At 60.7% G+C, this 13,863-nt stretch carries 11 protein-coding genes and 1 tRNA gene; 8 read left to right on the forward strand and 4 right to left on the reverse strand.

Annotated features, from left to right (window positions below; genetic code table 11):
• Positions 1 to 99 precede the first annotated feature (99 nt).
• A tRNA-Lys gene (locus KUV38_RS16375) sits at positions 100 to 175 on the forward strand.
• Between the two features lie 38 nt (positions 176 to 213).
• On the opposite strand, the gene KUV38_RS16380 is transcribed toward KUV38_RS16375, so the two are convergent.
• Positions 214 to 945, reverse strand: a complete 732-nt coding sequence (locus KUV38_RS16380; RefSeq protein WP_222471283.1) for an HpcH/HpaI aldolase family protein — start codon at positions 943 to 945, stop codon at positions 214 to 216.
• 207 nt (positions 946 to 1,152) lie between these two features.
• On the opposite strand from KUV38_RS16380, the gene KUV38_RS21120 reads away from it, so the two are divergent.
• On the forward strand, positions 1,153 to 2,769 hold the full coding sequence (locus tag KUV38_RS21120; protein ID WP_222471284.1) for a GMC family oxidoreductase: 1,617 nt from the start codon (positions 1,153 to 1,155) through the stop codon (positions 2,767 to 2,769).
• On the opposite strand, the gene KUV38_RS16390 is transcribed toward KUV38_RS21120, so the two are convergent.
• Entirely contained in the window at positions 2,750 to 4,213 is a 1,464-nt protein-coding gene (locus KUV38_RS16390) for a PLP-dependent aminotransferase family protein (protein ID WP_222471285.1), read from the reverse strand. The two genes, KUV38_RS21120 and KUV38_RS16390, sit on opposite strands and share 20 nt — an antisense overlap.
• A gap of 95 nt (positions 4,214 to 4,308) precedes the next feature.
• Here KUV38_RS16390 and KUV38_RS16395 point away from each other — a divergent pair, with 95 nt between their 5' ends.
• From KUV38_RS16395 to KUV38_RS16420, 6 genes are all read left to right on the forward strand, one after another.
• Positions 4,309 to 5,421 (forward strand): mandelate racemase/muconate lactonizing enzyme family protein, encoded by a 1,113-nt coding sequence (locus tag KUV38_RS16395; RefSeq protein ID WP_222471286.1) that lies wholly within the window; start codon positions 4,309 to 4,311, stop codon positions 5,419 to 5,421.
• Between the two features lie 31 nt (positions 5,422 to 5,452).
• Positions 5,453 to 6,712, forward strand: a complete 1,260-nt coding sequence (locus KUV38_RS16400) for an NAD(P)/FAD-dependent oxidoreductase (protein WP_222471287.1) — start codon at positions 5,453 to 5,455, stop codon at positions 6,710 to 6,712.
• Between the two features lie 130 nt (positions 6,713 to 6,842).
• On the forward strand, positions 6,843 to 7,910 hold the full coding sequence (locus KUV38_RS16405; RefSeq protein WP_222471288.1) for an extracellular solute-binding protein: 1,068 nt from the start codon (positions 6,843 to 6,845) through the stop codon (positions 7,908 to 7,910).
• Positions 7,911 to 8,011: 101 nt separating this feature from the next.
• The gene (locus tag KUV38_RS16410; protein ID WP_222471289.1) at positions 8,012 to 9,094 is read left to right on the forward strand and encodes an ABC transporter ATP-binding protein; all 1,083 of its coding nucleotides are present in this window, start codon (positions 8,012 to 8,014) and stop codon (positions 9,092 to 9,094) included.
• Positions 9,091 to 9,957: an ABC transporter permease gene (locus tag KUV38_RS16415; protein WP_222471290.1), complete on the forward strand. Its 867-nt coding sequence runs from the start codon at positions 9,091 to 9,093 to the stop codon at positions 9,955 to 9,957. Before KUV38_RS16410 ends, KUV38_RS16415 begins: the two co-directional genes overlap by 4 nt.
• A gap of 5 nt (positions 9,958 to 9,962) precedes the next feature.
• Positions 9,963 to 10,811: an ABC transporter permease gene (locus KUV38_RS16420; RefSeq protein ID WP_222471291.1), complete on the forward strand. Its 849-nt coding sequence runs from the start codon at positions 9,963 to 9,965 to the stop codon at positions 10,809 to 10,811.
• A gap of 2 nt (positions 10,812 to 10,813) precedes the next feature.
• Here the strand turns inward: KUV38_RS16420 and speA are convergent, their stop codons facing one another.
• Together speA and KUV38_RS16430 are read right to left on the reverse strand one after the other, a co-directional pair.
• A complete protein-coding gene (gene speA / locus KUV38_RS16425) occupies positions 10,814 to 12,709 on the reverse strand; it encodes a biosynthetic arginine decarboxylase (protein WP_315898649.1) in 1,896 nt (631 codons plus the stop codon).
• A 73-nt stretch (positions 12,710 to 12,782) separates the two neighbouring features.
• Entirely contained in the window at positions 12,783 to 13,856 is a 1,074-nt protein-coding gene (locus KUV38_RS16430) for a sensor histidine kinase (protein WP_222471293.1), read from the reverse strand.
• Positions 13,857 to 13,863: the final 7 nt, after the last annotated feature.

Below are 13,863 nucleotides of genomic sequence, written 5' to 3' on the forward strand. Positions count from 1 at the left end.
AGCGGGCATATACAGCGCGGGTGATACGCTTTCCAGTCCGGGATGCAAGATTCCCGCTTGACCCCTCTTTGGGGATTCCCTAGAGAGCGGGCCTCAAGTGGGCCGTTAGCTCAGTTGGTAGAGCAACTGACTTTTAATCAGTGGGTCGCAGGTTCGAATCCTGCACGGCTCACCACTTGCACCGCAGAGGCGAATGGGCGGAGTGACCGGTGGTCATGTCTGGCTGCTGGCTCGGATGGCGTTGAAGCCGTGCATCAGTGCGTTGCGATAGACCCCGACATCGGTGGAATAGCAGATCAAGGTGCAGCCCTGCGAGATGCGCAGTTGCGCCTCGTCGGTATCGCCGACCACTCGCCCCACGGGCTTTCCAGCCGATTTGGCTGCCGCCATGATCCGATCGGTGGCGGCAATGAGCTTTGGATGATCCATCTCGCCGGGCACGCCCAGCGAAATAGAAAGGTCGACCTGACCTATCCATAGGGCATCGCACCCCGGGAGCGATGCAATTTCTTCCACGCTCTCCAGACCCTCTGCGGTTTCGATCAAGGCAACGAAACTGGTTTTGGCATTGCCCTGCGCTATCGACTCCGGGATCGACAAAGGAGTGAAATCATCATGGGCCAAACCAAACGCTGCACTGCGGGTTCCGAGTGGCGGATATTTCATGGCGTCGATGACACCCTGCGCCTGCGCGGCGCTGCCCATCATCGGTGGGATGATGCCCTGTGCGCCTGTATCGCAGGCGCGAGAAATATGGTGCGTTGCGCTGCTGGGCGGGCGGAGCAGGCTGGCGATGCCAGAGTCATGAAGAGCTCGCACTGTAGCCTTTGCCGTTTCGAACGACATGCCGCTGTGTTCCATATCGAGAAATACGAACTCACAGCCCGCACTCTTGAGCAGCGCACCAATGCCCGGCTGGGTGAACTCCCCGATGTAGGTCCCCATCTGAACGCTATGGTTTTGGGTCAAGTCGCGGAGGGATGGCATAGGGGGCCTCTGAAAGGGGAGCGGGTATCACAGGGTGACACGGAAGTCGGGTAAGTGCGAGGGCTGGCACCTGCTAATTGGACCCCTCAAAGATGAAGAATGGTCCGGTGACGGCAGACCGATTGGCGATTAGCCTCAGGGGCCGCAGGGTTAGGGAGCGCGTGCGTGGATACGATCGACTGTGACGTGGTGGTTGTGGGCGCAGGCTCATCCGGCTGTGTCGTGGCCTCAAGGCTGGCCGAACGCGCGGGGCTGCGGGTTTGTGTGCTCGAAGCCGGCGGCGGCGACCTGAGCCCATGGGTCCGCATGCCAATCGGCTATGGTGGTGCCTTCTATCACCCTCGACTGAACTGGCGCTACTACACCGAGGCAGAAGAGGGTCTCGGGGGGCGCACCGCTTACTGGCCGCGAGGCAAGGTGATCGGCGGATCGAGCTCGATCAACGCTATGGTTTTCATCCGAGGGCAAGCCGATGACTACGATCGATGGGCCGCTGCCGGCTGCGAAGGTTGGAGCTATTCAGATGTGCTTCCTTACTTCAAGCGACTCGAGGACAACTTGGCGGGCTCCGACGACTGGCGTTCGACGGGTGGCCCAATCGGGGTGAAGGAGACCTCCGCCGAGGTACACCCGCTTTCCCACAGTTTTGTCCGTGCTGCTCAGGCCGCAGGGCATAGGCTGAACCCCGACTTCAACGGGGCGACTCAGGAGGGCATTGGCTTCTACCAGATCACTACGCGCGGTGGGTTTCGTTCGTCTGCAGCGGCGGGTTATCTACGGCCGGCCTTGCGGCGACGTGGTCTGCGCCTGGAGACTGGCGCACACGTAACCCGGCTCACCTTTGATGGGCGGCGCTGCACAGGTGTCGAGTTCGTGCGTGGTGACACGCGGTACCGTGTGCGGGCAACGCGACAGGTGGTTCTCTCGGCTGGAGCAATCGGATCGCCGCAGATTCTTCAGCTATCGGGGATAGGTCACAGCGTGCGACTAAGTTCCTTTGGCATAGAGACTATTCATTCGTCTCCAATGGTGGGCCAGAACCTGCAAGACCACATCGGGCTCGACCTTGTTTACGAGGCCACTGTGCCAACTCTGAACGCCACTCTAGGGCGCTGGCTCGGGCGGATGGGTGCTGGCCTTCGCTATGTGATCTCGAGAGGCGGGCCGCTTTCTCTCAGTGTGAACCAGGCAGGTGGGTTTATTCGGTCTGATGCAGGGCGCGACAGGCCTAACCTGCAGCTTTATTTCTCGCCGCTTAGCTATACCAAAACGGTCCCGGGAAAGCGGCGGCTGATGAAGCCTGATGCCTTTGCGGGCTTCATGATCGGCATTTCAAACTGCCACCCCAAGAGCCGTGGAGAGTTGCACGTTCGCTCGTCCGATCCGGCGGAGGCACCATCAATTCGGCCCAACTATTTTAGTGCAGAGGAAGATATGGACGAGTTGCTGGCTTCGGTTCCGATCATGCGGGCGATTGCGGCAAAGGCACCGTTGTCCGGGATCACGAAGGCCGAGTTGAAGCCCGGCCCCGCGGTCACCGATCGAGCAGCGCTGGTGGACTACATCCGGGCTGTGACAGGTTCGGTCTTCCATCCCTGCGGCACCTGCGCCATGGGGCCGGAAGAGACCGCCGTGACCACCCCCGACCTCCGACTGCGCGGTATCGAAGGGCTGACTGTGGCTGATGCTTCTATCATTCCACAAATCACTTCGGGAAACCTGAATGCGCCCGCGTTGATGATCGGCGAGAAGGCGGCCGACCTTATCGCGGCGCGGCTCTGAGGGCACGCGCAAGCCGCTCGACCCCGCGTTCGATCTCAATCCGCGGCACGGCAGAGAATCCGAGAGTTAGACCCTCTTGGGCGATGGGCGCAAGTGCAAAGCGGGACAGGGGCGAGGTGGCGAGACCTTCTGCCAACCCCGCTTTGGCGGCATTCTTCTCACAGCGGGGTTCTGGTAGGATTCCGACAGTGTGAAAGCCCGTCTCGGTGGGCTGTACCTTCAGCAAGCCATCCAGGTGTGCTTCGGCGGCTTCCATCAGCGTGTCCCGTCGGTCACGGTACAGATCTCTCATCCGGCGTATGTGGGCCGAGAACCGGCCCTCCTCGATGAAGTTCGCCACCACGGCCTGTACCGAGTGCGACACGCCGTGCGCGGCGGCCTCCAACGTGCGGGTGAACACCTCCGTAAGGCCGGGCGGAACCACGGCGTATCCCAGCCGGATGGCGGGAAACAGAGCCTTGGAGAAAGTGCCGACATAGATCACACGGCCCCCGGCATCGAGCGCCTTCAGCGGCGGCAGAGGCGCGCGGCCGTAGTGGAACTCGCCGACGTAGTCGTCTTCGATTACCCAAGCCTCGGCTCGCTCGGCTTCCTCAAGAAGCTCGAACCGCCGGTCGCGCGACATGGGCATGCCGAGCGGGTGCTGGTGAGCTGGCGTGGTAAAGGCGGCGCGAAACCGAGGTTCGGCGGCCCGGCCCGCGGCCACATCGAGCCCTTGGGCATCGACCGGTACCGGCACCAGCCGCGCACCACGGGCCAGAAAGGCGTTGCGGGCGCCGATAGCTCCGGGGTTCTCGATCCAGACCGAGTCGCCCGGCTCCAGCAGAATCTGGGCAATTTGCAGGAAGGCGTCCTGCGCCCCGGCAAAGACGAAAACTTCCTCGGGCGCGCAGGTGAGGCCGCGGTTGGCGCGGAGGTGGCGACAGATGGACTCGCGCAGCGCGGGAAGGCCTGCGGCCTCGGGGTAACTCATGATGCTGGCGCGGGGGCTGCGCCAGTACTTTGTTTGTATCCGCGCCCACTGCGCCATCGGGAAGGCATCGAAGGCGGGCATGCCAGTGACGAAGGGGCGCGGGTTGCGCGGGTGCTCGAGCCGCGGAAAGAATTGAGCCGGATGTCCGCCCGCCACTCGGGGCAGGCTCTGCGGACGAGGTGTGGCGGGGGCGTGCGGGCGCACCTCTTGCGACACATAGGTACCCGCGCCCACATGGCTGGTGACCATGCCCTCGGAGGCAAGCTGCTCGTAGACGGTGACGGCGGTGGTGCGGCTCACCCCGTGATCGCGGGCCAGAACACGGGTTGCCGGCAACCGAGTGCCGGGCGGAAGCTCGCCTGAAAGGATCATGTCCCGCAGACGAGTGGCGAGTTGCATCGAGAGTGACGCTGCATCGGACCGGTCCACCGAAAGCCCGGGAATAAGCGCGCCACCTGCATACTTTGTCATTACGACTCCATAATGGTCTGCCAGCCAATGAAGAGTGGACCTTACCGCCAGACCGTTTGGCAAGTTTTATCGCCACGAACAGGGAGCCCGATGCCATGAGACTAACCAAGATCGAGACATTTTCCATTCCCGAGATTGGCTTTGTCCGCGTCACCGACGAGATGGGCAACGAAGGCTTGGGGCAGGTTTCGACTTACCAGAGTGACATTACCTCCCAAGTGCTACACCGGCAGGTCGTGCCCCATGTACTCGGCGTGGAATTCGATCCTGTTACGTCCCAAGACGACCTGTTCGACCGGGCTTGGGAGAAGGAACACAAGTTCCCCGGTTCGTATATGTGCAGGGCAATCGGCGGTGTAGAGACGGCGCTGTGGGACCTACGCGGCAAGATGGCGGGCAAGCCCGTGGCTGAGTTGCTGGGCGGATCCGCGGGCAAGATCCGAGCCTATGCCTCCTCGATGAAGCGAGATATCACCCCAACCGACGAGGCCGAGCGGTTCAGGCGGCTCCGGGGCGAGTTCGGATTTGATGCCTTCAAGTTTCGCATAGGGGCCGAAGTGGGCCGGAACCGGGACGAGTGGGAGGGCCGCACCGAAGAGATCATCCCGACCATCGCACGCGCCGTGGGCGAGGGCGCGGCGCTGCTCGTCGATGCCAACTCGTGCTACTCTCCCGAACGCGCGATCCACTATGGCAAGATGCTCCAAGACAACGGGATCGTGCACTACGAAGAGCCTTGCCCCTACTGGGAGCTGGAGCAGACCGCGGAGGTGACGGCAGCGCTCAAGATCGACGTGACCGGCGGCGAGCAGGATTGCTGGCTGCCTACATGGCGGCGGATGTTCGAGCTGAAGGCTGTGAACGTGGCCCAGCCGGATGTGCTCTATCTCGGCGGGATCGGGCGCACGCTGCAAGTGGCACGGATGGCACAGGCTGCCGGCCTTCCGGTCACGCCCCATGCCGCCAACCTCGGGCTGATCACGCTTTTCACCATGCACCTACTGCGAGCAATTCCAAACGCGGGGCCATACTTGGAATTCTCAATCGAAGGTGCCGACTATTACCCATGGCAATACGGGCTTTATCGCAACGATCCTTACAAAGTGGAGGGTGGCACGGTGGAGGTTACTGATGCTCCGGGATGGGGCGTGGAGATCGCGCCAGACTGGCTTGAGTCTGCCAGCTATGCCGTGAGCGAAGTCGATTGAACAGGGCGCTGGTCGGATGCAGGATCAGCGGATGGAGCTGAAGACAACACCCTATTGGTGGGACACGACGCCATTGGCCCAAATTGAGCGCGGTGATCTGCCAGCCCGCGCGGATGCGGTTGTGATCGGCTCGGGTTACACAGGCCTGCACGCCGCTTTGCAAATTGCTCGAGGCGGGCGCTCGGTGGTGGTATTGGAGAAGGGGCGCATCGGCGAGGGTTGTTCCACCCGCAACGGTGGGCAACTCAGTTACTCGATCAAGCCCAGTCTACGCGAGCTGACTGCGAAACACGGGGCCGAACTGGCCGCCGCCATCCGCGCCGAGGGCCCAGCCTCGCTCGCCTTCCTCGGCGAGTTCATCAAGACCGAGAGTATTGATTGCGACTATCGCCTCTGCGGGCGGTTCGATGGGGCCGCAACTGCAAGAGCGTGGGTGGAGATGAACCACGAAGCTGATGGCGAGAGTATCATCTCCGTCCCGAAGGACAGGCAGCGAGAAGAGATCGGCAGCGATTGGTACCACGGCGGTATTGTTCATAGGCACTACGGTGCCCTGGACCCTGGGCGCTACCATGCGGGGCTACTCGCCAAGGTGCTAGAAGCCGGAGTCACGGTGCTACCGGACTGCTCAGTCATCGCGATGGACGAGGGCAGCAACGACGTTGTCGTCCGGACGCAGCATGGGAGCATCACCACGAAGGATGTGGTGGTTGGTACCAATGGATACACACAGGAAGCCACACCTTGGCACCGGGAGCGCGTGATACCGATTGGTAGCTACATCATCGCAACCGAAGAGCTCTCAGCGGACGTCATGGATCGCCTGTTCCCGAAGAACCGGATGCACTGCGACAGCCGCAGGGTGATTTACTACTATCGTGCTTCACCCAACAGAAAGCGCGTGCTCTTCGGCGGACGCGCAGCTGCGGGGGAGGCTGGCGCAAAGGTCGCCGCCGCGCGGCTGAGGGCCGAGATGGTAAGGCTTTTCCCCGAACTCGAGAGCGTGAGGATCACCCATAGCTGGATGGGGTTTGTCGCCTTCGCTTTCGACAAGTTGGCCCACGCGGGCGCGCGCGGCCAGATCCGCCATGCGATGGGCTATTGCGGATCGGGCATTGGTATGGCCTCTTATCTCGGAATGAAGGCAGGGCTCAAAGTGTTGGGTGACCCGGCCGGGGAGACCCCACTGATGACGCCGAACTTCCCCACGCGCCCCTTCTACAAGGGTGACCCTTGGTTTTTGCCCGCAGCGGTTGCAGGCTATCGCATGCTCGACCGCCTCGGTTTGTAACGGCATTGTATCGGTTTGCCAGCATGCGCGGAATGGACCTTTCGGACCAAACCAATCTGCGCTTCACTCACTGGAAGGTCCGCACAAGACGGATCCACAGACATCATTAGACCCAACCGGAGGATCTGACATGAAACCCACCTTCCGCGCCCTGCTTGCGGGCACCGCGATGGTTCTGGCGGGCGGCACTGCCAACGCCGAGACGCTGCGCCTGCTTACGTGGGGCGGCTACGCCCCCGAGGACGTGATCGCCGCATTCGAAGCAGAGTATCCCGACATCGATGTTGAGGTGACGCTTTCGAACAACGAAGAGATGATAGCCAAGTTGCGCGCCACCGGCGGCACGGGCTTTGACCTCGCTCAGCCCAGCCACGACCGCGTTTACGCCGCGCAACTGGAGTACAACATCTACAAGCCGCTGGACCTCAGCCAGATCAACACCGACGCGATGACGCCGAACCTGCTGGAGGGCGTGAAGGCCAACACCACCATCGAAGGTGAGGTTTACTCAGTGCCGCACCAGTGGGGCACCTCCGGCGTGATGGCCAACATGAAGGAGGCCCCTGAGGTCGCCGGTTGGAATGACCTGTGTGACGAGCAATACGCTGGCCGCACCTCGATGCGCCTGCGCCGTACCATCCTCCTCGGCACTGCCTATGGCATGGGCATGGACCCCTTCGCGCTCTATGCGGACCCGGAAGGCTACCAGGATATGCTGGATCAGGTCACCGAGAAGTTGATCGCCTGTAAATCTGTCATCAAGACGTACTGGTCGGGCGGCGATGACCTGAGCGCGCTGATGCTTTCGGGCGAGGTCGTGGTATCGGAGACCTGGGACTCGACCGCGTTCAAGCTCTACGGCGAGAACCCAGACATCGTCTTCGTGCCACCGGAGACCGGTGCGCTGGCCTGGATCGATACCTTCACCATCCCGCGCGGTGGCGAGGCTGACGATGCCGCCTACAAGTGGATCAACTTCGTGCTGCGGCCCGAGATCACCAAGATGATGTCGGCTTCCACCGGCGCCATTGCTGCCGTGCCGAACGGGATTGATCTGATGCCCGACGACAAGAAGGCCGCGATCTCGGCAGCTTTCGATCAGGAAGACCTGGATAACCTCAAGTTCTTCGCCAACATCCCGCCGGGGATCGAAGACATGGAAGGCCTAGCGCTGGAGCGCATCAAGGCTGCCAACTGAGGATGAATGGGCCGGGGTGCTTGCACTCCGGCCCTTTTCCGGCTCCGTTCGGATTGCGGGACAAATCCCGCCCTACGGGCCGATGACAGAAAGACCCGCCCATGTATGACCTGAGCTGCACCGATCTGACCAAGAGGTTCGGCACCTTTACTGCCGTTTCCGATGTATCGCTCGATATTCTCTCGGGCTCGTTCTTTTCGATCCTCGGGCCGTCTGGCTGCGGCAAGACAACACTGATGCGTATGATCGCGGGGTTCGAGAGCCCGACATCGGGTGACATAGCGATCAAGGGCGAGAGCGTGCTGAGACTGCCGCCCAACAAACGCAACGTTAAGATGGTGTTCCAGCACCTTGCGCTTTTTCCGATGATGACCGTGGGCGAAAATATTGCGTACGGACTGCGCTGCCGGAAAGAACCGAAGAGCGAGATTGCGGGCAAGGTAGCGCGGGTGCTGGACAGAGTTGGCCTGCCCGGCAATGAAGACAAGAAGATCGATCAGCTTTCAGGCGGACAGAAACAGCGGATCGCAATTGCTCGCTGCATGGTGCTGGAGCCCGATGTACTGCTACTCGACGAGCCGCTAGGCGCGCTCGACCTGAAGCTGCGCGAACACATGAAGATCGAGCTGAAGCAACTGCAGCACCAGTTCGAAACGACATTTCTCTACATCACCCATGACCAATCTGAAGCGCTGGTGATGTCTGACAATGTCGCGGTCATGAACGCCGGTCGTTTCGAGCAGATCGGTGCGCCTAAAGAGCTTTATGACGCGCCCGCCTCTGGCTTTGTTGCCGGGTTCGTGGGCGACGCCACGGTGCTTGAGGGCAAGCTGGGTGAAGTGCGCGGCAATCAGGGCCGAGTGGTTCTTGAGGGCGGCAAGGAGGTAATCGGCACCGTCTCCGATGGCAGTAAGAGCGGTGACGCGGTGGAGGTGTTTCTGCGACCCGAGGCGCTGAAGCTCGGCGACGGTGAGAGCGGATGCCAGTTGGGCGGTAAGGTGGAGAGCCTTCTCTTCAACGGCGCGTCGAGTCGGATCCTCGTGCAGACCGGGCGCAATCTCATCGAGGTTGCCGATCCCGAGCAGCGCAGCGATGTGGGTGAGGGCAGCGCCGTGACCGTGAGTTGGACGCCCGACCGCGCCCGTATCTTTGCAAGACGGCCAGGCTCTGGGGCCGCGGCATGAGCCGCGACGCGGGGCGCCTCTCTCTGATCCTGCTGTTCACGCCCTTTGCGCTGTGGATTCTGCTGCTGATCATCCTGCCGCAGATCGGGATCGGATATGTCTCGATCCGCGAGAAGGTGGGGATCAACACCTACGAATACGGGTTCAAGAATTACGTCGATTTCATCACCGAGCCGGTCTATCGCAACACGCTTCTGCGCACGGCCTGGATGAGCATTCTGGTCACGGCGCTGGCGCTGGTGATCGGCTTTCCCATCGCCTGGTATATCGCCAAGATCGCCAAGGAACGGAGCCGCGCCGCGCTGTTCCTGATGTGCCTTATTCCGCTCTGGGTGAGCGACCTCGTGCGCGCCTATGGCTGGATCGTGCTGCTGCGCGAGACCGGCGTGATCTCGATGACGCTGGTGAAATGGGGGATCATCTCGCAGCCCATCGAGATGCTCTACAACGATATGACGGTCATCATTGGCCTCGTCTACACCGTGATCCTCTTCATGATCGTGCCGCTGGTTTCTACCCTTCAGGGCATGGACGATGCGCTGCTGGAGGCGGGTTACAACCTCGGCGGATCCCGCATCACAGTCTTCCGCAGGATCATCGCACCCTACGCCATGCCGGGCATCGTCGCGGGCTGTATCATCACATTCATGCTGACGGCCGGAAGCTACCTCACCCCGATCCTGCTGGGCGGCAAGAACTCGAGTTGGTTCACCGAGCAAATCTACAACCAGTTCATCACCCGATATAACTGGGAGAGCGGCTCGGCCTTTGGGGTTTCGTTGCTCGTCTTCACTTCCTTCGTGGTCTGGGCCGGACTCCGGCTGACCGGGCAGAGCCTGGCGACCACTGTGGCGAAGGAGTGAGTGCGATGCAGGGTTCCGCCGGGCTGATGTGGATTTACCGGGGCTACGTTGTAGCCTTCTTCCTGTACCTCGTGGCGCCGCTGGTGGCGGCCGGGGTCTTTGCCTTCAATGACAGCATGTTCCCCTCGCTGCCGTGGAATGGGTTTACTTGGGATTGGTTCTTCTCGCCCAGCGAGCCCAAGCTAGGGCTGTTTCATGACGACCGGCTGCTGCAGGGGCTTGGCAACTCGCTCTATATCGGGGTGATCGTGGCCGCGCTTTCGGTGGCGGTGGGGACGTGCAACGCCTTCCTGTTCGTGCGCAAGGACTTCAGGTTCAAGAACGCGCTTTACGTGCTGATGGTGGTGCCGCTGGTAATCCCCGGTGTGATACTCGGCATCTCCATTCTGGTGCTTGCCTCCACGATTGCGGGGCTGGCGGACCAGTGGTTCGGCGTGTTTCTCACGTCGTTGCGGCCCGGCATCCCGCTGGTGGTTATGGGTCAGTTCTCATTCCTCGTAACGATCACCTCGCTGGTCATCATTGCGCGGCTGGAAAAGTTCGACATCTCGCTGGAAGAAGCCGCACTGAACCTCGGGGCCTCTCGGACCCGTACCCTCTTGACGGTAACGCTGCCGTTCTTGTTCCCGGCGATGTTCTCGGCCTTCGTGGTCGCCTTCCTTGTATCGTTCGAAAACTTCAACACCACGCTCTTCCTCGTCGGCTCTGACTCGCCGCTGACGATCACAATGTACGACCGCATGGTCAAAGCGGGATCGACCCCGGTGCTGAATGCCACCTCAGTTGTGCTGATGATTGGTTCGGGCCTCTTGGCGCTTCTATCGATTTTCGCTCAGCGACCCAAGAAGGCCTGAGCCTACTCGAAGTATGTGTAACCGTTCATGCTGTTGCGGAAGGCTTCGATGAGTTCGCGGCCTTCCTTGGCATCAATCCCACCTTCGGAAATCGCTGCATCCACGCGCTTCCGGAAGCCGTCTGAAATATCACGTGGTGTGTATTCGACATAGCTCAGCACCTCGCTGATCGTATCTCCTTGCAGCTCCTCCACGAGATCGAACCCGCCGTCCTCACGCAGTGTGATCGTTGCCACATTCGTATCGCCGAAGAGGTTGTGTAGGTCTCCCAGCGTCTCCTGATATGCACCAACGAAAAAGGTGCCGAAGTGATAGCGCTCGCCCTCCTGCACGGTATGCACAGGCAGGGTGGTGGCCGTGCCATTCTCAAGAATGAACCTGTCGATCTTGCCATCGGAGTCGCAGGTAATGTCCGCTAAGATCGCGCGGCGATCAGGTGTCTCATTCAACCGTTGCAGCGGCACAAGCGGGTGCAACTGATCGATCGCCCAGACATCGGGCAGCGACTGGAAGAGCGAGAAGTTGCAGTGGAGGATGTCAGCGGTCGTGTCGAGCTGATCGAGGATTTCGGCGGGGCCACCGGGTGCCTCTGCAATGTCGTGGATGCGCGACATGAGCCAAAGATAGATGCGCTCGCCGCGGGCAACTTCCCGAAGGCCAATCGCCCCGCGACGGAACATCGCCCTCAGTTCATTGCGATAGTAGCTGGCATCATTGATGCATTCCTGAAGGCGCTGAGGTTCAAGGTAGGCTGCAATTCCGGCCAGATCAGACACGAGGTGATGATCGTTCGGTTCAGGCTCGGGGGCGCTTTCGACATCGTATCGAGTGGTTTCGAGCACATCGAAGACCAGCGCTGCGGAAAGCGCGACGACGCCGCGCCCACTCTCGGTCACGAGGTCGGGGTGGGCTGCCCCAGCCTCATCCATCGCGTATTTCACCGTCTCAACGATGTTGGTGCAGTACTCAGCGACGGAGTAATTCACGGAACTTTCTGTCGCTCTGGCCTCGCCAGTGTAGTCAATACCAAGGCCGCCGCCGAGATCGAGACGTGTAAGCGGAACGCCCTCCTTCAGAAGTTCTGTAAAATACCGACAGGCCTCAGAGGCGGCGCGGCGCACATCGTTCACGTCAGGGATCTGACTGCCGAGGTGGCTGTGTTGGAGTGTGAGGCAGTGGAGCAGATCCGCCTCTTTCAGCTTTTCAACAGCCGTGACAAGCTGCTCGGAGTTCAAGCCGAAAGCCGAACGATCCCCTGAAGATGCAGCCCAAGCACCGCCGATCTGATTGGTCAGCTTGATCCGAACACCCAGCAGCGGGTCGATGCCCAGATCCTTGGCGACGCGGATGGCAATATCGACCTCGTTCAGGCTTTCCAGCACGATATACGTGTTGAAGCCGGCCTTGCGAGAAAGCGTGGCGAGCGCAACGAACTCCTCATCCTTCGTGCCGTTGCAGATGATCAGCGCGTCTTTCGCAAGCGGTTGGCCCAATGCGATCACAAGTTCAGGCTTCGAGCCGGCCTCCAGCCCGTAGCTCATCGGAGCGCCATATTCGACCAGCCGGCGCACCACCTGCTCCTGCTGATTCACCTTGATCGGAAAGACACCGCGGTAGGCGCCCTTGTAGCCTGCTTTTGCGATGGCATCCGCAAAGCTTCCGGTCACCCGCTGAAGACCATGTTGAAGAAACTGGGTCACTCGGATGAGCACCGGCGTTTGAATGCCCCGTTCGGAGAGGGCGTTCACGATCCCAGGCAGACTGACTGGTTTAGCCCCGGGGTTCAGCGGGTCCATAAGGCCGATTTCGCCACTCTCCATGACCTCAACAAGGCCACGGCCCCATCGGTTGACGCCGTAGATAGCGTGGGGTGCGGTCGGGGTATCGGGCTTATTCACCGGGGGCTCCTGCTGCTGCGGGTGTCTGTATCTATCCCGATGGTAGAGCATCGGGGCTGCGCTGCAACGGGGGTCAGCCGGCCCGCGACTGGGAAGGGGGGCGGCGAGGAAAGTTCACGTGAATGATCGTTCCTTGGGTGGCCGCTTCATCGCACCAGATACGACCGCCGTGACGCTCGACGACCTTGCGGCAGGTGGCCAGCCCAAGGCCGGTACCAGGGATCGCGGCAGCGACCGGCAGTCGCTTGAACGGCTCAAAGATGGTCTTGCGGTATTCAAGCGGGACGCCAATGCCTTGGTCCGCCACCTCGAAGTGAATGGCATCATGGCATTCGCTACACCGCACAGTAATCTTCGGGGGCGACTCGCCAGCATACTTAATCGCGTTGCCGATCAAATTTTGCAGTAGTTGGATGACTTGAGGCACATGGCAGGTCAGGGTAGCTTTCCCCTCCAGCCTCACTTTTGCCCCCGTGCGCTCGATCTCGGCCATTAGCGAGAGGCGAGTCTCTTCAACAAGTTCCGCGATAGAGATTTTCTCTTCAACAGTCTCGCGGTCCAGATGAACATGGCTCGCGAGACTGGTGACCAGTTCATTCAGTCTATCCGCAGATTTTCCAATTAGTTGAACATCACGCTGAACCTCGTTGGCCGTGCCCTCCGCGAGGTCTTCGTTCAATTTTTCGACCAAGAACCGCATCGAACGGATCGGTGCTTTCAGGTCATGCACGAGCACCTCAGAGAAGACCGAAAGATCCTCACGATGCTCTTCAAGCTGCCAGCGCATTCGAGCGAGTTTACAGCCATTCTCGATGACTCGATCCAGCGCGGCCGCGCTGATGCTTCGCTTTGGCAGGTAATCGACGGCGCCTCGCTGGATCGAAAGCGTCGCGATTTCCTCATCTCCCTGTCCGGTCATCATGCATATAGCTGCACGCGGCCAGCAATCGGCGAGTAGAGAAATTAAGTCAACGCCACGCGCATCCGGCAGAAGGTAGTCCAAGAAGATGAGGTCGGGTTCCAAGTCTGGATTGGCCAGAGCCTCTTCCCCGCTCGCGGCTTCGGAAATCTCGGCAGGGCTTCTGTGCTGGGTAATGAGGCGTCGAAGCAGTTTGCGATCGCCTGCGTCATCATCGACGATGAGCACTTTAAGT

Origin of the sequence: Vannielia litorea (genome assembly GCF_019801175.1) — a bacterium.
GTDB classification, from domain to species: domain Bacteria; phylum Pseudomonadota; class Alphaproteobacteria; order Rhodobacterales; family Rhodobacteraceae; genus Vannielia; species Vannielia litorea_B.

Coding starts and splice junctions, on each gene's coding strand:
- KUV38_RS16380 (WP_222471283.1), bottom strand. CDS start 945: ATGGGGACCTACATCGGGGAGTTCACCCAGCCGGGCATTGGTGCGCTG.
- KUV38_RS16390 (WP_222471285.1), bottom strand. CDS start 4,213: ATGACAAAGTATGCAGGTGGCGCGCTTATTCCCGGGCTTTCGGTGGAC.
- KUV38_RS16395 (WP_222471286.1), top strand. CDS start 4,309: ATGAGACTAACCAAGATCGAGACATTTTCCATTCCCGAGATTGGCTTT.
- KUV38_RS16400 (WP_222471287.1), top strand. CDS start 5,453: ATGGAGCTGAAGACAACACCCTATTGGTGGGACACGACGCCATTGGCC.
- KUV38_RS16405 (WP_222471288.1), top strand. CDS start 6,843: ATGAAACCCACCTTCCGCGCCCTGCTTGCGGGCACCGCGATGGTTCTG.
- KUV38_RS16410 (WP_222471289.1), top strand. CDS start 8,012: ATGTATGACCTGAGCTGCACCGATCTGACCAAGAGGTTCGGCACCTTT.
- KUV38_RS16415 (WP_222471290.1), top strand. CDS start 9,091: ATGAGCCGCGACGCGGGGCGCCTCTCTCTGATCCTGCTGTTCACGCCC.
- KUV38_RS16420 (WP_222471291.1), top strand. CDS start 9,963: ATGCAGGGTTCCGCCGGGCTGATGTGGATTTACCGGGGCTACGTTGTA.